Source organism: Breoghania corrubedonensis (genome assembly GCF_003053845.1).
In the GTDB taxonomy this organism is placed as follows: domain Bacteria; phylum Pseudomonadota; class Alphaproteobacteria; order Rhizobiales; family Stappiaceae; genus Breoghania; species Breoghania corrubedonensis.
This window is the reverse complement of the sequence record NZ_QAYG01000009.1, coordinates 1-18937: the sequence shown is the minus strand read 5'-3', so window position 1 is coordinate 18937 and position 18937 is coordinate 1. Positions and strand designations below refer to the sequence as shown.

14 protein-coding genes are annotated in these 18937 nt (G+C 64.0%); 11 read left to right on the top strand and 3 right to left on the bottom strand.

From position 1 onward, the window contains the following. Positions 1-221 precede the first annotated feature (221 nt). The 7 genes from C8N35_RS18675 to C8N35_RS18645 all read left to right on the top strand — a co-directional run bounded on the left by C8N35_RS18675 (position 222) and on the right by C8N35_RS18645 (position 7519). Complete coding sequence (locus C8N35_RS18675) at positions 222-1889, top strand: MlaD family protein (RefSeq protein WP_170122166.1); 1668 nt, start codon at positions 222-224, stop codon at positions 1887-1889. A 187-nt stretch (positions 1890-2076) separates the two neighbouring features. Then, positions 2077-2697, top strand: a complete 621-nt coding sequence (locus tag C8N35_RS18670; protein ID WP_107991389.1) for an ABC-type transport auxiliary lipoprotein family protein — start codon at positions 2077-2079, stop codon at positions 2695-2697. Between the two features lie 64 nt (positions 2698-2761). After that, positions 2762-3448 carry a helix-turn-helix transcriptional regulator gene (locus C8N35_RS18665; RefSeq protein ID WP_107991250.1) on the top strand — a complete coding sequence of 229 codons (687 nt, stop codon included), beginning with the start codon at positions 2762-2764 and terminating at the stop codon, positions 3446-3448. Between the two features lie 75 nt (positions 3449-3523). Continuing rightward, on the top strand, positions 3524-4381 hold the full coding sequence (locus C8N35_RS18660; protein ID WP_107991249.1) for an NmrA family NAD(P)-binding protein: 858 nt from the start codon (positions 3524-3526) through the stop codon (positions 4379-4381). A gap of 194 nt (positions 4382-4575) precedes the next feature. Further along, positions 4576-5271, top strand: coding sequence for a nitroreductase (locus C8N35_RS18655; protein WP_210203599.1), 696 nt, complete (start codon positions 4576-4578; stop codon positions 5269-5271). A gap of 2 nt (positions 5272-5273) precedes the next feature. After that, positions 5274-6422, top strand: a complete 1149-nt coding sequence (locus C8N35_RS18650; RefSeq protein ID WP_107991248.1) for an AMP-binding protein — start codon at positions 5274-5276, stop codon at positions 6420-6422. After that, positions 6419-7519, top strand: coding sequence for a thiolase family protein (locus C8N35_RS18645; RefSeq protein WP_107991247.1), 1101 nt, complete (start codon positions 6419-6421; stop codon positions 7517-7519). The genes C8N35_RS18650 and C8N35_RS18645 overlap by 4 nt, the downstream gene beginning before the upstream one ends. 258 nt (positions 7520-7777) lie before the next feature. Here C8N35_RS18645 and C8N35_RS18640 read toward each other — a convergent pair whose 3' ends face one another. Together C8N35_RS18640 and C8N35_RS23920 are read right to left on the bottom strand one after the other, a co-directional pair. Further along, positions 7778-13258, bottom strand: coding sequence for an apolipoprotein A-IV repeat region-like domain-containing protein (locus C8N35_RS18640; RefSeq protein WP_107991246.1), 5481 nt, complete (start codon positions 13256-13258; stop codon positions 7778-7780). A 1-nt stretch (position 13259) separates the two neighbouring features. Continuing rightward, positions 13260-13424 (bottom strand): hypothetical protein, encoded by a 165-nt coding sequence (locus C8N35_RS23920; RefSeq protein WP_170122165.1) that lies wholly within the window; start codon positions 13422-13424, stop codon positions 13260-13262. Positions 13425-14183: 759 nt separating this feature from the next. Between C8N35_RS23920 and C8N35_RS18635 the strand changes: the two genes are divergently transcribed. The 3 genes from C8N35_RS18635 (at position 14184) to C8N35_RS18625 (ending at position 16676) form a co-directional block, all read left to right on the top strand. Further along, positions 14184-14552 (top strand): Hpt domain-containing protein, encoded by a 369-nt coding sequence (locus C8N35_RS18635; RefSeq protein WP_107991245.1) that lies wholly within the window; start codon positions 14184-14186, stop codon positions 14550-14552. Positions 14553-14743: 191 nt separating this feature from the next. Next, complete coding sequence (locus tag C8N35_RS18630) at positions 14744-15067, top strand: 2Fe-2S iron-sulfur cluster-binding protein (protein WP_107991244.1); 324 nt, start codon at positions 14744-14746, stop codon at positions 15065-15067. Between the two features lie 598 nt (positions 15068-15665). Further along, positions 15666-16676, top strand: a complete 1011-nt coding sequence (locus tag C8N35_RS18625) for a glycosyltransferase family 2 protein (RefSeq protein ID WP_170122164.1) — start codon at positions 15666-15668, stop codon at positions 16674-16676. Positions 16677-16759: 83 nt separating this feature from the next. On the opposite strand, the gene C8N35_RS18620 is transcribed toward C8N35_RS18625, so the two are convergent. Continuing rightward, positions 16760-18139 (bottom strand): glutamine synthetase family protein, encoded by a 1380-nt coding sequence (locus C8N35_RS18620; protein ID WP_107991242.1) that lies wholly within the window; start codon positions 18137-18139, stop codon positions 16760-16762. 260 nt (positions 18140-18399) lie between these two features. Between C8N35_RS18620 and C8N35_RS18615 the strand changes: the two genes are divergently transcribed. Continuing rightward, positions 18400-18825, top strand: coding sequence for a universal stress protein (locus C8N35_RS18615; protein ID WP_107991241.1), 426 nt, complete (start codon positions 18400-18402; stop codon positions 18823-18825). Positions 18826-18937: the final 112 nt, after the last annotated feature.

Below are 18937 nucleotides of genomic sequence, written 5' to 3'. Positions count from 1 at the left end.
AGGCGGCTGGCGCGCTGTGCAACGCGTCGGACCTGCCGGGCGGGGCCGCGAACGGGAAATGGTCTGCCGAGACGGTCGTGTGCCGGTCGGTGGTGGAATTCGTGCCTGACTCGGAGCCGCATCAGCGGAGCGGGGGCGCGGGAGACGGCAATGGAAGGCCGTTAAACAGCATGCGGACCGGGTCGTCGTCACGGCGGCCTGATCGTAAGGAGCGGACGGGAATGGAAACCCGGGCAAACTACATCGCGATCGGGTCGGTCGTCATGCTGACGATCTTCTCCGCCTTCATTTTCGTCTGGTGGCTGGCGGGAACGGGCGAAGGCAATTCGCGCAGGACGCTGCGGGTCATCTTTCCCGGCGCGGTGACGGGGCTTGAGGTCGGGGGCCAGGTGTTCTTCAACGGCATCCGTGTTGGCGAGGTGACCAATCTCACCTTCGCCGAGGACGATCCCACCCGCGTGGTCGCGGTGACCGCCATCCGGCCGAACACGCCGCTCAGGGCCGATACGAAGGCATCCCTCGGTTTTTCCGGTCTGACGGGCGTGGCCTATGTGGAACTCGTTGGTGGATCCGCAGACAAGCCCTCGCTTCTGGAAACGGAACAGAACCCGGAACTGATCGCGGAACGTTCGGGCTTTCAGGACCTGATGCAGGGTGCGCGGGACGTGCTTTCCAAGGCGGATCAATCGCTGTCGACCATCAATGGTCTGATCGAGGATAATCGGCCGGCCGTCGGCAAGGCGGTGGACAACATCACGAAGTTCACCGACGCGCTGGCCGCCAATTCAGATGGTGTCGGCGGGTTCATGGCAAGTCTGTCGGATGCGACGAAGGCGTTTACCAGCCTGTCGGGAAAGCTCCAGGGACTTGTCGACAGGGCGGACACGCTTATTACGGCCGTCGATCCGGACAAGGTGTCGAAGTTCGTCGACAACATGACCAATGCCTCCGGCAAGCTCGACAATGCGCTCGACCAGGTTGATCAGGTGGCCGCCGGCGCAAGAAAGGTGACGGATGAGCTTTCGCAGTTTTCCGTCGGGCTCAATACGGTACTGGAGAAGGTTGATGCCGTCGTCAGCGCCGTGGACCGCGACAAGATCCGCATGATCGTCGCCAATGTGGAGACGGTGACGAACCGGCTCTCCGCCAAGGCGGAGGAGATCGACCAGATCATCACCGACGCACGCGCGGCGGCAGCCAGCATCCGCGAGACAAGCGATACGGTGGCGGCGAAGTCCGAACGCATCTCCAAGTTCATCGACGATGCCGGATCGGTTGCCGATCAGCTGAAGACGGTGGCCGGCAACGTCAACGGCGTCATGGATGATGCGGGCAAGGTGATCCGCTCCGTCGATCCCAACCGGGTTTCCGACATCGTCGCCTCGGTCGACAAGGTCACCAAGAGCATCGCCGGCCAGACCACCGCGATCGAGGGGGCGATCGCGGATGCGCGCGGCGCCTCCGCCGACCTGCAGGCCTTCACCAAGGACGTGCGCGATCGCCAGCCCGATATCGACCGGGTGATCTCGGATGCGCGGAACGTTTCCGGAAAGCTCGATGTGGCCTCTTCGAAGGTCAACGACATCCTGACCAAGGTCGATGGCTATGTGGCGGGCGATGGCGAGGGGCTGATCGTGGAGGCGACGGCGGCGGCACGCTCGATCCGCGAAGTCGCCGACAAGCTGAACAGCCGGATCGGACCGATCACCGACGGGTTCGCTCGTTTTTCGAACAGGAGCCTGCGTAATGTGGACGCGCTGATCGAACAGGCGCGGCAGACCTTGGAAGAAATACGAACTGTATTCGCCAATTTCGATCGCAATCCGAGCCGTGTTCTTTATGGCGGCGACGATGTTCCCGTCTATGATGGCGAAAGAAAGCGGCGCTAGCGTTGGTTCGATATCCAGGGCTGGTGGCGCATGATGCTTTACGCGCTTGTGTGAATAGCGCAAAAGACCGGACGGTGCGGGCGTGCCTTGGAAGCGCCGGGGGCGCCTTAAGGTCTACAAGATGATCGGCGTGGTGCGATGCCGGTTGGCCCGGCAGGTATACGTGGGCAAAGGGACGGCAGGCGGAATGGTTTGGCTGAGAACGATCGCAGGTGCGGCCCGCCGGAGTGCGGCCGTCGCGCTCGTCGCGGTGGCGGTGAGCGGGTGTGCCGCGATCAGCGGCGGCTCCGCTCCGCGCGACATCTACACGCTCGGCGCCCCGCGTGATTTCGGCGCCAAGCCGCATCGCAGCAACGCTCAGATTCTCATTGCGGCGCCGCGCACCCTGGCTGCCCTGGATACAGACAATATCGCCGTTGTCTCCGACGATATCTCGATGAGCTATTTTGGCGGCTCCGCCTGGAGCGACCGTGTCCCGCGTCTGCTTCAGTCCAAGATCATCGAGGCCTTCCAGAATTCAGGCGGTGTGCGAGCGGTCGGTCAACCGGGCGAAGGTCTGCTGATCGACTATCAGATCGCCACCGATATCCGTGCCTTCCAGCTCGCGGTCGATGGCGGGCGTGTGGCACGGGTAGAGTTCTCCGCCAAGATCATCAACGACCGCAACGGCAAGGTCCTCGCCAGTCGCACCTTTCAGGCAGACCAACGCGCCTCGGGCGACACGGTCGGCGACGCCGTCGCCGCGATCAACCGCGCCACCGATAAGTGTCTCGTGGATCTCGTGAACTGGACGCTCGGGCGGATCTGAAAGGGGCGGGGTCTTCCCGTCATAGCGACACGGTGTCTTGCCGACAGGCCATGTGGAACCAGCCATGACCCGGCGTTCCGGACGTCTTCTTGCTCTTCTTGAGGAACTGCGCGCACACCGTCGGCCCGTCACAGCGAAGCAATTGGCGGACAAGTTCGACGTGTCCGAACGCACCATCCTGCGCGACTTCAAGGTTCTGGCCGAGCTTGGCGCACCCGTGGAGGGCGTGGCGGGGCTCGGCTTTGTGCTGGGGGCCGGCTTCTTTCTTCCGCCATTGGCGCTGACCCCGCTTGAAGCCGACGCCGTGCTGCTGGGGCTCCGCTTCGTGCAACGTCGCGGCGATCGCGATCTGTGCGAGGCTGCGTCCGGTGCCCTTGCCAAGATCGCGGGCGGCCTTGAGGAAGATCGCGCGCGCGCCATGCGCACGAACGGTCTCGCGGTCGCTCCGTCGAACTCGGAAGACGGCGAACGGATCGGGCAGGTGCGGCGGGCCATTGCCGACGAGCACAAGATCGAGATCCTTTATCGCGATGCGGGCGGCACGGAGACGCGGCGCATTGTCTGGCCCGTCGCGCTGGCCTTCTTCGATGAAACCCGGATCCTGGTCGCATGGTGCGAGCGCCGCGAGGCGTTCCGCCACTTTCGCCTCGATCGCATCCAGTCCTTGCACAACCTTGTCGATCGCCTGCCCGCACCCCGGCGTATCCTCTTGGCCGAATACAGGCTGGAGGAGCCGGAGGCCGATCTGTGATGCGCGTTCCTGACATGAATTGACCGGGACGGGTGCTACTCCGCGTTCGCATGCGAACGAACAAGGAGTTGGACCGTGCATATCATTCTGGGCGGAACAGGGCAGGTGGGCGCGGCGGCGGCGCGGTATCTCTTGGCGCGCGGAGAGCCGGTGACCATCGTCACACGCGATGCGTCTCGTGGGGACAGTTTGCGGGCGGCCGGAGCCGAAATCGCGGTTGCCGATATAGGTGACGCGCGGTCTCTGCATCGTATCCTGGCCTGTGGCAACCGAGCCCTGCTTCTCAATCCGCCTGCGAACCCGGCCGGCGATGTCGATGCCGATGAAAGCGCCAGTGTGGCCGCGATCCTTGCGGCACTCGAAGGCGTCCCTTTGGAAAAGGTCGTCGTGATTTCGACCTATGGTGCGCGTCCGGGCACGCAATGCGGTGATCTGACGGTGCTGCACGCGCTGGAACAGGGCGCGCTCGCTCAGCCGATCCCGGCCGCGATCAATCGCGGCGCCTTCTACATGAGCAACTGGCTGGCCCCCGCCCGGCAGGCGCATGAAAGAGGCCGGCTGGTTTCCTTCCTTCCCGGCGACATGCCGCTCGCGATGGTTTCGCCCGACGATCTGGGGCAGGCGGCCGCGCGCCGGCTGCTCGATCCGGCGGGTGATGTGGCGCCATGGCATGTGGAGGGGCCGCGGCGCTATACGCCGCGCGACGTGGCACATACGCTTTCCACGATCTGGGGGCGCGCGGTGCGGCTGGATGTGGTGCCGCCACGCGACTGGGAGGCGCGCTACCGCCAGGCTGGGTTTTCGGCCGCGTCGGCGCACTCCTTCGCCCGCATGACCGGGGTTGTCGTGGATGGCGGGATCGAAGAGCCGGACGATCCCGTGCGCGGGCAGACCGATCTTGAAAGCTATCTGCGTGTATCGCTTTTCAGTTGAAGGCTCACCTGCAAGAACGGGCACGTCGGTGGACGCGCCCTTCGTCGTGTTTCAGGCGCTGTCGCTGACAGATGTCCCGTGAACGGATCCTCTGCCGGTTGTGATCCGTGGCTTTGCCATCCTTGTTCGGATGAGGGCTTCGGGGCTATAAGCCGCGCAACGCTTCCTCTGTGCCGTGATCGCGATTGCGCCCTATGACCAGCCCCGACAATCCGCTGTTTTCGCTCATGGAAAGCCGGCATTCGTGTCGGACATTTCTGGAAGAGCCTGTCCCTGGCGACGTCGTGGAACGCATCCTGACGACCGCCCGCGCGGCGCCGAGCAGTGCCAACCTGCAACCGGGGCGCTTTCATGTCCTGACGGGCGCCCCGCTGTGCGTCTTTTGCGAGGATCTGGCCGGACACGTTCAGGCAGAACCGCCGGAGCCGCTGGAATACAGCTATTTGCCCGAGCCCATGCCCGCGCACCTGAAGGAGAGGCAGAGGGCTGCCGGTTACAGCCTTTATCGGGCGCTCGGTATCGAGAGGCGCGATATCGCCGCCCGCAAGGCGCAGTTCGCCGCGAACTACCGGTTCTTCGATGCGCCGGTCGGTATCATCGTTTCCATTCGGCGCGACATGGGGGCGGGATGCTTTATGGATCTCGGCATGTCCATCATGGCCTTGATGCTTGCCGCGCAATCTCTCGGCTATGCGAGCTGCGGTATCGGCGCCTTCTCGAATTACGGACGTTTCGTCCATCGCCGCCTGGGGCTTGTCGATGAGGAACTCGTCGTTTGCGGGATCGCGCTTGGGCGCGGTGATGGTGCGGCTCCGGTGAACGGGTTTCGGACCGAGCGGGCGCCGCTGGCCGACTATGCCGTCTTCCATGGTTTCGACGGGGAGCGTTGAAGATGGCGGATGTGTCGCAAACCGTCTTTTGTGGCGGCCTTCCCCTGGCGCAGGCATCAGGCGACATGGCCGATGCGCTCTCCCTGCTGATCCTGCTGCGGGCGCAAGGGGCGAGCTTGCGGGTCTCGCATCGCGCACCCTGGGTCGAGCCGCGTCCCGGAACCGGTCACATCGAATGCATGACCTCGGGCAGCCGGGGCAGGCCGAAGGTCATTCGCCGCACTTATGCGTCGTGGGAAGGCAGCTTCGAGGTCAACCGGAAGCTCTTCGCACTGTCTGCGCGGGATCGCGCGGCGGTGTTCGGTACGCTTGGACATTCGTTGGCGCTTTATGGTGTTCTGGAAGCTCTTCACGCGGGTGCCTGCGTCGAAGTCCTGGCCGGCATGCGGCCCGATCATCAGGCCGACAGGTTGGCGCAGGCCGGCGTCAGCGTCCTCTATGCCACGCCGACGCAACTCAAGCTGCTGCCAGCGGAGCGGATCATTCGCGATGTCAGGCTCATCCTGTGCGGGGGTGGGGCGCTCGACCGGATAACGGCGGACCGGGTTTCCGCCGTCTTTCCAAACGCCGCCCTGCGGGAGTTCTACGGCGCTTCGGAAACGAGTTTCATCACCCTGAGTGACGAACACACGCCTCAAGGGTCCGTCGGGCGTGTCTATCCCGGCGTCGAGATCGAGATCCGCGACGCCACGAACGGTGTTGGAGAAGTGTGGGTCAAGAGCCCCTATCTCTTCGAGGGGTACGCGGAAGGCGAGAGCGCGGAGACGCGGCGCGACGGTGATTTGCTGACGGTGGGAGAGCTCGGCCGGCAGGACGGCGCGGGATATCTCTGGCTTGCCGGGCGGACAAGCCGCATGGTCACCATCGCGGACAAGAACGTTTACCCCGAAGAGATCGAACGGGTTCTGGCCGAGGCTTTGGGCGAACGGGTGTGCGCGGTCGTCGCCCGCAGGGATCCGTTACGCGGAAACGTTCTCTTCGTCTTCGTCGAGGGCCACAAGGACGATGATGAGGAGCGGCGGCTTCGCCAGCAGATCCGCGATGATCTGGGCCCCGAGATGGTGCCGCGCCGCTTTGTCTATCTCGACCCATTCCCGCTTCTCGCCTCCGGCAAGCCCGATCTCGGCGCACTGGAAAAGAGGGTCGCATGAGTTTTCTGGCAGCAGCGCTCAGAACGGCGGTTGTGCCGCGCGGCGGCGGTTTCAAGGCGCTGCGTCCGCACGAGCTTGCCGCCCCCGTTGTCACGGCCTTGTTGCGGCAAGCGGGGCTCGAGGGCGGTGATGTCGATCAGCTCATCCTCTCCAACGCGCTGGGCGGCGGGGGAAACCCGGCGCGGGTCACCGCCCTTGCGGCGGGGCTTGCCCATGTTTCGGGCCTCAGCATCGATGCGCAATGCGCGGGCGGGCTGGATGCGATCGCTCTGGCCTCAGCCATGATCGACGCCGGGCAGGCGCGGATCGTGATTGCGGGAGGAGCGGAGAGTTTCTCGCTGCGTCCGTTGCGCGCGCACACATTCGCGGATGGGCGCGAGCCCGAATTCTATACCCGGCCGCCATTCTCGCCGTTTCCCGATCAGGATCCCGATATGGCGGATGCGGCGGACGAACTCGCCCGCCAATACGCCATCACCCGCGATGAACAGGACGCCTATGCGGTGGAGAGCCACGCCCGCGCCCTTGCCGCACGCGACCGGCTCGTCCGCGAGATCGTGCCGCTTGAAGGTGTGGAACGGGACACGTTCACCCGCGCCCTTTCGCCGAAACTTGCCGCGCGTACGCCGGCCGTGTCGGGTTCTGTCAGTGTCGCGGCTACGGCGGTGGAGGCGGATGCGGCGGCCTTCTGTCTTGTGGTCTCAGCCGACGTGCTTCGCGCGATGCCTCATCTGCGCGGGGTCGAGATCGCCGGATACGCGAGCGCCGGGGGCGAGAGTTCCATGCCTGGCATTGCGCCCGTCAGAGCCGTGAACCGTGTTCTTGAAGGGCAGGGGCTTGGTGTGGGCGACCTCGCCGTGGTGGAACTGATGGAAGCCTATGCGGCGCAGGCAATGGCCTGCATACGCGGGGCGGATCTGCCGGACGAGCGTGTCAATCTCGGCGGCGGGGCGCTCGCGCGCGGTCACCCGATCGGCGCGTCTGGGGCCATCCTCGCCTGCCGGCTCTATCACGAACCGGGTATCTCGGGCGGGACAGGTCTGTGCGCCATCGCCGCCGCCGGCGGCATCGGCTCGGCGCTGTTGATGCGGGGATAATGCGGCGGCATGGACGATGCGTGGCGCCGATCCTTCCGGACGGCTCGCGGCCCTTCTGCCTCTTGACCACCACGCCCGTCACCGTCTGCCCGGCGCAGTCCGGGCAATCCAGCGGGGGCCGGAGCGTGCGCTGAGCGCTGGATCCCCCGGACGAAGCCGGGGAATGACGCTGGATAAATCGACCGGAATTTTGAAGTGAAAACGAACAAAGGGCGCGTCCGAGGACGCGCCCTTTGTTGTTTCGCGAAAGCCGAACCCTCAGTCGAGGCGACCGCTGGCGTGGGCGAGCATGGTGTAGACCTTGCCCGTGTCGGACGACATGTAGGTCTCGCTCAGCATGTTGTCGCGGTCGTTCTGGGAGACCTGGGTGAGCAGTGCCTCGAAATCCTCGATATAGCGATCGACGGCGGAGCGGAACTCCGGGTCGCGCTGATACTTGGAGCGGATTTCGTCGAAGGTCTGCTGACCCTGCAGCGTGTAGAGGCGGCGCGTGAAGACGTTGCGCTCGCCCGCACGGTAGCGGTCCCACAGGTCGATGAATGTCTCGTGGTCGATGGCACGTGCGATGTCCATCGACAGCGAGTTCAGCGACTCGACCATGTGAAGCTGCGAACGCCCGCCATTTCCGTTTCCGCCATTGCCCGCAGGCGCGGGGCGGTCGCGGCGCGGAGCCTGCTCGGCTTCGGGCTGCTCCCGCTCTTCCTCGGAGGCACGGCGCAGCAGGTCGGACACCCAGCCCTTGGGCTGGCCCGCCGGGGTGCCGCGCTGGCCGCCACGTTCCGCCGGCTGGGTAGCCGCAGGCTGGACGGGACGACGGGGCGCGGGCTGCTGGGGGGCCGGTTTTGCAGCCGCGGGCGCTGCCGCCGGAACGACGGCCGGGCGCTGATAGGCTTGCGCCGGCTTGGCCGGAGCCGGGGAGGGCTGCTGCGGGGCGCGTGCCACCGTGTGTTGTGCCGGTGCCTGCGCAGGCGCGGCCGGCTGGCGGCTCGGCTGAGCCTGGGCATGGGCCTGCTGTGCCTGGGGCGGGGCGACGTCGAGCGCGTTAGACTGGCGCGAGACGATCTCCGACAGCTCGTTCAGGGCCCGGATCTGCTCGGAAACAACCTTGCGCATGGCGGCGGTGGATTCCTGCGTTTCCTCCGGCAGGTCGAGCACGCCGCGCTTCAGTTCGGCGCGGGTGGCTTCCAGTTCACGCTGCACTTCACGGGCGACTTCGCGCATGCGCTTGGTCGCCTCGTTGAAGCGCTCGGAAGCCTCGCCGACGGTGCGGCCGACCTCTTCCACGAACTGGGCCTGTGCGGCCTGCACGGCGTCGCGGGCCTTGTCGCCGTGGGCGGACGCGGTCTCTTCCAGCGTGGTGAGCTGGTCGTTCAGCGTCTGCGTCGCGGTGTCGGCGGTGCGTCCGAGCAGGTTGACGACGGCGCGGGCCTTCTCGTCGGCACTCGACAGCGTGCCGGCCAGAAGCTGTGCGAAGTTCTGCATCAGCTCGTCGACAGCGTCGGTCTTGGTGACGAGGCTTTCCGCCGCGTTCTCGATTGTCGAGGCCTGCTCGTTCACCGAGCGCGTGACCGTGCGCTGGGTGTCGTCGAGCTGGCGGGCCGCTGTGGTGATCTGCTGGCTCTGCTGCTCGAAGCGGTCGGCGAGATCGGTGATGTCGGTGAGCATGGCACCGGATACGGTGCGAAGTGCCGCCACCTGATCGCCGATGATCGCGGTCGACTCGTTGGTATCGGTGACCGCGCGGTCCACCGCGGTGCGGAACTCTCCGGCGCGCTGGGTGAGTTTGGTCTCGATCTCGTTGAGGTTCTCGCCCGCGCTCGACAGCACCTCGCGAAGTCCGGTGTTGGACTGGTTGAGACGGTCGAGAATGCCGGCGATTTCCGACTGCAGGCGATCGTTGGTGGAGCCGAGCAGCGCCACCGCGTCGCGCGAGCGGGCATCGATCGCGGCTGCGATCTCCTCGCCGGTCGCGGCCATGGAACGTGTCGTCTCCAGACCCTGACGGGCGATGTTCTCGGAGACGTCGCGGCCCTTGACGGTGATCGCCTCGAGGATGGCGTTGTGGACCTCGTCCATGCGGCCGGTGAGGTCGCGCGAACGTGCCTCGATGGCCGAGACCAGCTCGTTGCCGTCCGTGCCCAGCAGGGTGGAAAGTTCGGCCGAGCGGGCGGACAGCGTCTCGTTGAACGTGCTCGCCTGTTCCTTGAGGTCTTCGGTGACGATGCGGCTGCGGTCGGTAAGCACCCGGGCGGCTTCGCGCACGGCCAGCGTGACGCGATCGCGCAGCTCGTCGGCCTCGCCGGAAACAAGCTGATGAAGCTGTTCGGAGGTCTTCTCCAGGATGATGCGGGCGTGTTCGCTTTCCGCGTTCAGGCTGCCGGAGACTTCGGCGATGGTGCGCGCCATGGTCTCGCGGACCTGCTCGCTCTCGCCCGAAAGCGCTCCGCCCAGTTCGGCGAGCGTTGCCGTGTAGAGCGTGCGGGCCTTCTCGCTTTCCGCATTCATTGAGCGTCCGGCCTGTTCCACGGCCTGGAGAACCAGGTCGCGGACGTTGCCGCTCTCGCCCTTCATGACTTCCGAAGCCGTGTTCATGGCCTCGGTGACCACCGAACGGGCCTTCTCGCTCTCATCGGCCAGCGAGCCGGTGATGGCGGAAAGCCGGTCGTTCAGGATGCGCTCGATCTCGCCGGCGCGTCCGTCCAGCGTCTCGGCGACCTCGAACACCTTGGAACCGAGCGAGACGTTGATCTCGGCGATGCGCTCCGACAGCATCTCGGTGAGCTGCTGGGTCTGGCGGGAGAGCACCTTGCTCACCTCGTCCAGGCGGCCGTTGAGCGCGTCGGTCATCTCGTTCTGGCCGACGACGAAGGCGCCCGCGATCTCGCGGGTGCGGGCGATCAGGGTCTCGGAGATCTGACGGGCACGCGCATCCAGCGTCTCGTCGACGCGGGTGATGTTGCTGCTCATCGTCTCCGCGAGCTTGTCGGACCGCTCGTTGATATGGCTGGCGGCTCCGTCGATGCGGTCGCCGACGGCCTTGTCGAAGGACTCCAGCTTTTCCGCCATCGTCTCGCCGATCGCCTGCGAGCGCTCGTCAAGCCGCTTGGCGATCTCGTCGGTGCGACGGTCGAAGTCGGCGCCGGCTTCCTCGACGCGGGCCTTGAGGACATCGGAGACGATCGCCGTCTTGTCATCGAAGGTATCCGCGATGCGGCTGCCGCCACTGTCCAGCGTCTCGGTGATCCGGGTCGCGCCGCTCTCCAGCGTTTCCGCGATACGGGTGGAAGCGCTCTCCACCGTCTCGCCAATGCGGCCGCCGCTGGTTTCCAGGGCTTGCGTGATGCGGGTGGTGCCGGTTTCGAGCGAGGAGGCGAGTGCGGTCGTCCGGTTTTCCAGCGCCTCGTTGAGCGCCAGACTGCGGTTCTCGAAGGTGGCGTCGAGGGTGTTGGACCGGCTTTCCAGCGCGGCGTCCAGTGCTTCGGTGCGTTCCTCCAGGGCGCGATCCATGGCGCCGATGCGCCGCTCCAGCGCGGAGTTGATCGTGCCGGTGCGCTCCTCCAGCGTTCCGTCGATGCGCTCGCGGTGCTGTTCGAGCGATGCGTTGAGGGCGCGGGCGCGTTCCTCCAGCGTGCTGTCCATGGCACCGAGATGGCCTTCGATAGCCGTGGAAAGCTCCGTCGTGCGATTGCCGAAGGAGCCGACAAGCTCACCACCGCGCTCGTTGATGAGCGTATCAAGTTCGGCGAGCCGGCTTGTCAGGCTGTCCTGAAGCACGCGGGCACGTACGTCGACGGTCTCGGAAATGCGGCCGCCGATGGCGCCCAGCTCGTTGGCGATCGCATCGCCGCGCGCACCCATGAGACGGGCAAGCTCGGTGCCGGTTTCCGACAGGCGCTGGCCAAGCTCGTAGGAGCGTTCGCCCAGAGCCGCACTGATTTCTGTGGTGGCGGAGGCGACGGTGGCGTCGAAGTCGGCCGCGTGGCTGGCGATGAGTTCGGCCATCGCTTCGCCGCGCGAGGCAAGCCGCTTGTCCAACTGCTCGCCCTCGACGGTGATCGACTCGTGGATGCGTTCACCAATGCTGCCCAGCCGTTCGGCCAGGTCGCCGCCCTTGACCGTGATGGTTTCGGTGAGATGGCTGGCCGTGCTGTCCAGCTTGGCCGCGATCTCGCCGCCGCGCAGCGACAGGTCGACGACGATGGACTCGCCGGTGCCCTGCAGGATGTCCGCGACTTCGCTGGTGCGGCTGGTGATCGTGTCGATGATCTCCGCACCCTTGGTGGCGATGTGGTCGGCCACCTCGCCGCCGTGATGGGACATCGAGGAGATGACCTCGTCGCCGGTCGAGCGCATCCGCTCGTCGAGCGCGGAAACCTTTTCGCCGATTTCGCCGATCAGGCTCTGGCCGGTCTGGTCGAGGCGGGAGGTGATGTCCTCGCTGTGGCGCGCGAAGGCCTCGGTGATCGTCGTTCCCGCCATGGTCAGCGTGTCGTTGACCTCGGCCGAACGCAGGCCGATCGTCTCGGTGACACTGGTGCCGGTTTCGCTCAGCAGCTTGTTGATGGCCGTGCCGCGGTCCATCAACGTGGTGACCAGGCTGTCGGCGGTTTCCGACAGGCGCACATTGATCTCGCTGCCGCGCTGGCTCAGCACTTCCGAAAGCTCGGAAGAGGAGCGGGTCAGGCGGTCGACATAGTCCTCGCCGCGCGACGACAGGGAATCGACCAGTCCGCGGCCGGCCGCGTCGAGCGATGCCGTCATGTTCTCCAGTCGCTCGTCCACGGCGGAGGTGAAGTTCATCGCGCGGGAATCGAACGTTTCGGTCAGCCGGCTGTTGGCGGTGCTGACAGCGGTGTCGATCTGCTCGGCGGTGGTGGAGAGTTGCGTCGCCAGGCTTTCGTGTGCGCCGGAAATGGAGGTGCGCACGCGATCGGCGTTGGCGGTGATGGCTTCGCGCTGGCTGACCAGATCGTCGATCAGCGCGCGGATCTTCAGCTCGTTGTCGTTGTAGGAGCGTTCAAGCGAGGCGACCTCGTTGTGAACGAGCACTTCCAGTTCGCTGGCCCGTGCGATCGCGCGTTCGATGCCGTCGCCCATGGCGGCGACTTCGCGGCGGATAGCCTGGCCGACATTGAGCACGGATTCCTTTGCGATGTCTTCCGGCTCGGCGAGACGCAACGCGACTTCGGTCATGCCGTGCGCGACGATCCGCATTTCCTGTGCGCGGCGGATCATGATCGCCAGAACCAGGAAGAACACGACAGGCAGGACGAGCGCGATACCGGCGGCGATCAGCGAGGGGTAGCGCGCGATCTCGCTCAGCGTCGTGATGGAATTGATTTCGGTATTGAAGGCCGACCAGATAATCCCGCCGCCGATACCGACCCAGGCGATGGACAGAAGGAAGGCGATCCACACCGGCGCCGTCGAAGGCTGGCGCTGCAGCGCGTAGATCAGGTTGCCGATCGAGCGGCGGTCGTCATTGGCCGCGCTCTGCCTGGTCGAGCGGGCGCGTCGGCCTCGCCTCGGCGCGCTCTTTTCTTCCTGTTCGCGCGCACTCACCGCCGCCGCGATCGCATCGACCGCGTCGCCGTTCCCCGTAGTGCCGCTTTCCCCAGTGTCCACGCCCGTGCCGGAAGCGCTGCGCGTGTCGCTCTCGAACTCGAGCTTCAGCGCCTCTTCAACGGCCGAAAGGGCCGCTTCCGCCGGATCCGTGGACTTTTGCGATTTACCCGCCATGTCAGATCGCCTCTGTCGGTACTCTGTACTTGCCGGCGACAGATTGCCGTTCGCCGTTGCCGCATTCGAGATACACGTCACCGAGCCCGGCGGCCGCCACCGCTGGACTCATCGCAAATGCGGCCATTTCTGGCTCGGCCGCCATGAACCTTGTCATCATGGTCAATGTTAGGCACGACCCCTGTGGCCGAAGACCGTCCGTGTCCCGTCCCGGTACACGATCCTGCCGCTAACACATCGGCTCTTAATAACGCCTTGTGCCGACAGCACGTTCTTCGCATTCAGCCACATCTCCCATGTTATTGGCACAAACAGGGTAAATGGACAAGAAATCTCAGTTGGCCAGGGGGGGGGCCGCAAGCCCTGTCAGGGGCCTTGCGCAAGGTTCCTCATGTCGGGAATCAGGGCTCGCCGTTCCCCTGGATGTCGATGCGCGAACGTGTCGTGCCCCGCTCGTCGGGACCGGGGCGAGGCGCAGGCGCCAGTAGCGATTGTGGTTTCGAGATACCGTAGAACCAGGCTCGTCGCTTGATCGCTCTTCGCGGGGGGCATGTCTCGGGAATTTGTATAAGTATCTATTAAATATATAGAAAATTAAACGAAACGGAGCAACCGCATCGTTCGCTGCGGCGTTTGTGGCGTCTCGTGGTCATTTGTGCGCGGGCGGGGCGGACGCTCCCGGAGGGCGGCGCAGGTTGCGTCGTGGTCGCGGTATCTCGTGCCGGCCGCGTCGGCGGACCCATTGCCCCGTGAGACAGGGTGTTAACCAAAAATTCACTTTGTTGATGCGTGCCGGCATCACTGCGGGGAAAACCCTATTCACCCTTAACCCCGTTTTTGCCGGTTGAGGGCATCTTGATGAGGTGTCCGGACCCCGTCTGTCATTCCGACTGCGGAAGACCGGGCGCGACTTGTGGAGACCGACATGGCGTCATCCAGCCTTCCTCTTGCGAGCGAAACACGTCAGGCGGCGGCACCCGTCGATCTCGTGCATCTCGCCCGCCACACTTTCGGCAACCGCGAGCTGGAACATGAGGTGTTGCGGCTCTTCTCGTGTCAGTCCGAAATCTGGATGGAAAAACTGAAGCAGGCGCACGATGCCGCCCAGCGAGCCAGGGCGGTTCACACCATCAAGGGCTCGGCGCGCGGTATCGGCGCCTGGCAGGTGGCCGATCTCGCGGAACGTCTGGAGGCAGATGCGCAGGCCATGACGGACGGGCTTTCCGGCGATCTTGAAGACGCGATCAGCGCGGCGAACGCCTTCATCCGGCATTTGCTGAACGAACGGGCCTGAACGAACGGGCCTGAACGAACGGGCCTGAACGAAAGAGCCTGAGCGTCGGCCCGGCTGGTCACGACGCCGTTGCCGATCGGCGAATTGGCATTTTTGACGGCCCGCGCTTTGCCTTGACTTGACTGTGGCTGCGGAGCGGTTATGTCGGGAGGAACTCCCATCCTCCCGAGAACTCCAGTCAGCGAAGCCTCATGCCAAAGATCACCTATGTCAGCGCCGACGGCAACGAGCGGAAAACCGTGGAGGCCGCTGTCGGCACCACCGTCATGGAAAACGCGATCAAGAACATGGTCGCCGGCATCGAGGCCGAATGCGGCGGCGCCTGCGCCTGCGCGACGTGCCATGTCTACGTCGATCCGGAGTGGAGCGAGGCCACCGGTTCGCCGCAGCCGATGGAAGAGGACATGCTCGACTTCGCCTACGACGTGCGCCCGACATCACGGCTGTCCTGCCAGATCAAGATGACAGAAGAGCTCGACGGCCTCGTCGTCCAGATCCCCGAACGCCAGGCCTGAGGCTTCACGCCTTTCCGCCCGTGTCTTTCAATCGTCCTGTCATGCCAGAAAGCCGTCCTGCGAAATCCTGACGGGCTGCTGGCCTGCATTTCCTGCGACCGGATTCCGGTTCGGGAACGTTCCGGGCCGCTCTGCCCGGCAGTCGGCACGGCTATGGTCGTGGCCTTGTCAGGGACACCCCCCTTCCAGACTTCGTTCCCACATGCGGCATGATGACTGATTATTCCCCCTAATGCCGCTCTGATAGCTTGGCGCGAACGTTCCCGAATTCCTCCGTAGACAGGCGGACAGCGTGCTGTTGCGGACATTTTTCGCAAATGAACCGGCGCCCTGAACGCGGGAGGGCGAGATCTTCCGCGCCTGTCGACGCTCCCGCTATCCTCGCCAGACCGGCCTGTCGCCCACCAAGAGAACCCTCAAGACAGTCTCCTTCCAAGCAAGTCCTCCCTCCAAGCAAGCCCTCCCTCCGGCTGGTCCCGCAGCCTGCCAGCCGGTCCCGCAAACCACATGCGCCTGATGGCGTGTCCGACAGATGATACGCCCCGTTGACGGGCTATCGCGAAGTCACGCGCCACGTGTGATACAAAAAATAAGAAATATGTTCTCTAATAAGAAATCGTGCATAGTCGTTCAGACGAAAAACAGCAGGCAATACATCCCGGCGTTTCTTGCCTATCACCTGCGATGCGTCGACAAGATATTCCTGATCGATCACAACTCCGACAAGGACTATCGTGGCTTGGCAACCGATCGGGTTTCGGTGTTCAGGTCCCGCATGGCGATCTTCGCATCGGATGTGAACATCAACTCCGTCTTGTCAAATTTCGCCGAGATCCGGGGGTTCGATTGGGTCTTCGTGCTCGACATCGATGAATTCCTCCCATTCTCGAGCTTGTCCGAGACGAGGGAATTCATGGAGAGGCATGCTGACAAGAGTGTCGTCAGTCTGCATTGGCGCAATGGTGTTCCTGTCGGAACCGTTGCAAATCTGACCGATGCCGCTGCGCTGTCCTTCCAGCGCGAACCATCGGGAACGAGCAAGATGGCGTATAACACGCGTCTGTTCCGAAATTTCCTGATAACGGAAGGTAATCACCGTCCCTTGAACCTCAATTGGGGTGTCCTCGGAAAACTCAGAAAACGTTTTCCCCAGGATACATCGTATTCGATCTTCCACGTTCCCTTCCTGAGCTTTCGAAATCTCAGGGACAAAATACGGATCTGTCCGCCAAAGGATTTCGCGCAAAAGATAAACATGACGGCGCGGCCTCTGGTCGAAAAATACGGACAGAACTGGCTCGACAAAGAAATTGACACGGCGGACTTCACCTGGCTCGTTGCCAATTATCGCAATGGATGCAACGTTATAGACGTCAGATCCCCGAATTTCTCGATGGAAGAAGTCCGGCTTTTTCGAGGTCTGAAACAGAACATGGACGTTTGGGAAGCACAACTGGATGCGTGCCCGCGCGGCGAGGTTGTGCCCGGCACGCCGGCGGAGGCAGATTTTGTCAACCGTTTGCGGAAGAAGAAGAAATGGGGCTATGTCACCACGATCAGGCGGTGCATGCGCATAACAGATGACAATTGTATCGTTCTGAATACGTGATCGTTCAGCCTTGCGGGATTAGCCCGTGGGACCTTGCACGTGGTCCGAACGCGAGCCCTATCCCTGGTTGCGACGTCGTGTTGTTACACGTTCAAGAGCAGATACTCACGCTCCCACGACGAGATGACCTTGTTGTAGAGGCGCCATTCGAGCTGCTTGACGTCGACATAGGCATCGACGAAGCGGCCGCCCAGGATGCGGCGCAAGGGCTCCGATTCCTGCAGCACCGACAGCGCCTGGTGGATGTGCCATGGCAACGAGACGCCAAGCGTGTGCGCATCGACATCCACCATTGGCTCCGGTTCGCGTTCCTCCTCAAGCCCCAGCAGGCCACAGGCAAGCGTTGCCGCCATGGCGAGATAGGGATTGCTGTCGGCGCCGATGACACGGTTTTCCACCCGACGGGAAGCGGGCGAGGAATCGGGCACGCGCAGTCCGCAGGTGCGGTTGTCGCGCCCCCAGTGAACGTTGATCGGCGCATCCGATTCAAGGCGGATGCGGCGGTAGGAATTCACGTTCGGACAAAACACCGACATTGCCGCCGGCACATAGGTCTGCAGTCCGCCGATATAGTGCAGCAGCGCGGGCGAGTCGGCTCCTTCCGCGTCGACGAAGATGTTGGAGCCGTCTTCCTGCCGCACGATCGACTGGTGGATATGGGTGGCCGAACCCGGCATGTCCTGATGCGGCATGGCCATGAAGGTCGCGACCATGTTGTGCCGGCGCGCGGCGAGCCGGGCGGTGCGTTTGAACAGGAAGGTCTGGTCGGCAAGCTCGATCGGATCGCCGTGGCGGAAATTCATCTCAAGCTGCGCCGGGCCCGCCTCGTGTGCCATGGTGGCGATCTCGATGCGGCTCTGTTCGCAATAGTCGTAGATCAGGTTGACGACGTGGTCGTAGTCGTTGGCATGCTCGATGCCGTAGGCCTGATGGCCGGACTCCTTGCGGCCGGAAAGTCCTTCGGGGACGGTCAGCGGCAGGTCCGGATTGTCGTTGCGGCCCGTCAGGTAGAATTCAAGCTCGGGCGCGACGACCGGCTTCAGCCCTCTTTCGGCGTAGAGCGACAGGACATGGCGCAAAACCTGGCGCGGCGCGAAATCCACCGGCTTGCCGTCCATGAACACGCAGTCACAGATCACCTGCGCGGTCGGTTCCTCGTACCACGGCACCAGCCGCATCGTACTGAGATCGGGTACCGCGCGAATGTCGCGGTCGAGCGGATTGACCACGGCGCTTTCATCTGCGGTATCACCGGTCACGGCCTGGAAGAACAGGAATTCGGGAAGCCGGACGCCGTCCTCGAAAAGACGGATGAAATCCTCGCGCGGGATGATCTTGCCGCGCATGATTCCGCTCATGTCGGGAACGATGCACTCCACCTCGTCGATGCGGGCCTCTCGCAGCCAGCGCACGGCGTCGGCGGGACCCGAGGGAACGTGAGTGGCGAGGTCTTCGGAAGGCATCGGATATGCTCCATCGGGTTGATCAAAGGGGAGGAGGCGCTGCCGCGGCGCTCGCGTCAAGTGGGCTCGCGCTCGCCAACGGTTTCACTATCGTATGCCCCGTATCGTATTGGGAAGGGATGCCGGATGGAGAGAACCGCCCGACACATTAGTTCGTATTCCTACTCACTCGCCAAATGTGACGATTGTCAATGTGATGGCACCACGGTCGTCTGAGCGTGATATATCAAGTGGGGGAAATAAGGGGGTGCCGATAGCCGATGTATAATTCAATCTTGGTCCCGATCGATCCGGCGGAGAGCGACTTCGCGGACGCCGCGCTCGCCAAGGCCGTGGAGTTCGTCAAGCAGTACGATGCCGAGTTGCGGCTGGTCTCTGTCATATCGCCGATTCAGGGATTCGTGACCGAGGCGCTGGATTCGGATTACGATTCGCGAATCGCGGCGGATGCGCGCGAACAGCTCGCTCTCATTGCCGCCAAGCTGGATCTGCCGGAAGAGCGCGTCAGCGTCTCGGTGCGTTCCGGGGCAGTCTACCACGAGGTTCTGGAGGAGGCGCAGGCCTTCAACGCCGACCTCATCGTCATCGCCTCGCACAGCCCCGGTTTCGCCACCTATCTTCTGGGGTCAAACGCGGCCAAGGTCGTGCGCCATGCGGAGTGTTCGGTGTTGGTGATCCGGGACTGAAGGCCGCGGACATAGCCTAGGTTGTGTGGACTCTAATGGGATTCACATTTGGATCGATGCGTGATTCAAGACTGTCTTTTGGAGGCAGTCATGGGTGTTTTGGATCGTTTGG

Bases quoted from the DNA above. Each gene is read 5' to 3' on its own strand.
- C8N35_RS18645 (WP_107991247.1), top strand. From the start codon at position 6,419: ATGAGTTTTCTGGCAGCAGCGCTCAGAACGGCGGTTGTGCCGCGCGGC.
- C8N35_RS18630 (WP_107991244.1), top strand. From the start codon at position 14,744: ATGCCAAAGATCACCTATGTCAGCGCCGACGGCAACGAGCGGAAAACC.
- C8N35_RS18655 (WP_210203599.1), top strand. From the start codon at position 4,576: ATGACCAGCCCCGACAATCCGCTGTTTTCGCTCATGGAAAGCCGGCAT.
- C8N35_RS18640 (WP_107991246.1), bottom strand. From the start codon at position 13,258: ATGGCGGGTAAATCGCAAAAGTCCACGGATCCGGCGGAAGCGGCCCTT.
- C8N35_RS18670 (WP_107991389.1), top strand. From the start codon at position 2,077: ATGGTTTGGCTGAGAACGATCGCAGGTGCGGCCCGCCGGAGTGCGGCC.
- C8N35_RS18625 (WP_170122164.1), top strand. From the start codon at position 15,666: ATGTTCTCTAATAAGAAATCGTGCATAGTCGTTCAGACGAAAAACAGC.
- C8N35_RS18615 (WP_107991241.1), top strand. From the start codon at position 18,400: ATGTATAATTCAATCTTGGTCCCGATCGATCCGGCGGAGAGCGACTTC.
- C8N35_RS18675 (WP_170122166.1), top strand. From the start codon at position 222: ATGGAAACCCGGGCAAACTACATCGCGATCGGGTCGGTCGTCATGCTG.
- C8N35_RS18620 (WP_107991242.1), bottom strand. From the start codon at position 18,139: ATGCCTTCCGAAGACCTCGCCACTCACGTTCCCTCGGGTCCCGCCGAC.
- C8N35_RS18650 (WP_107991248.1), top strand. From the start codon at position 5,274: ATGGCGGATGTGTCGCAAACCGTCTTTTGTGGCGGCCTTCCCCTGGCG.
- C8N35_RS18665 (WP_107991250.1), top strand. From the start codon at position 2,762: ATGACCCGGCGTTCCGGACGTCTTCTTGCTCTTCTTGAGGAACTGCGC.
- C8N35_RS18635 (WP_107991245.1), top strand. From the start codon at position 14,184: ATGGCGTCATCCAGCCTTCCTCTTGCGAGCGAAACACGTCAGGCGGCG.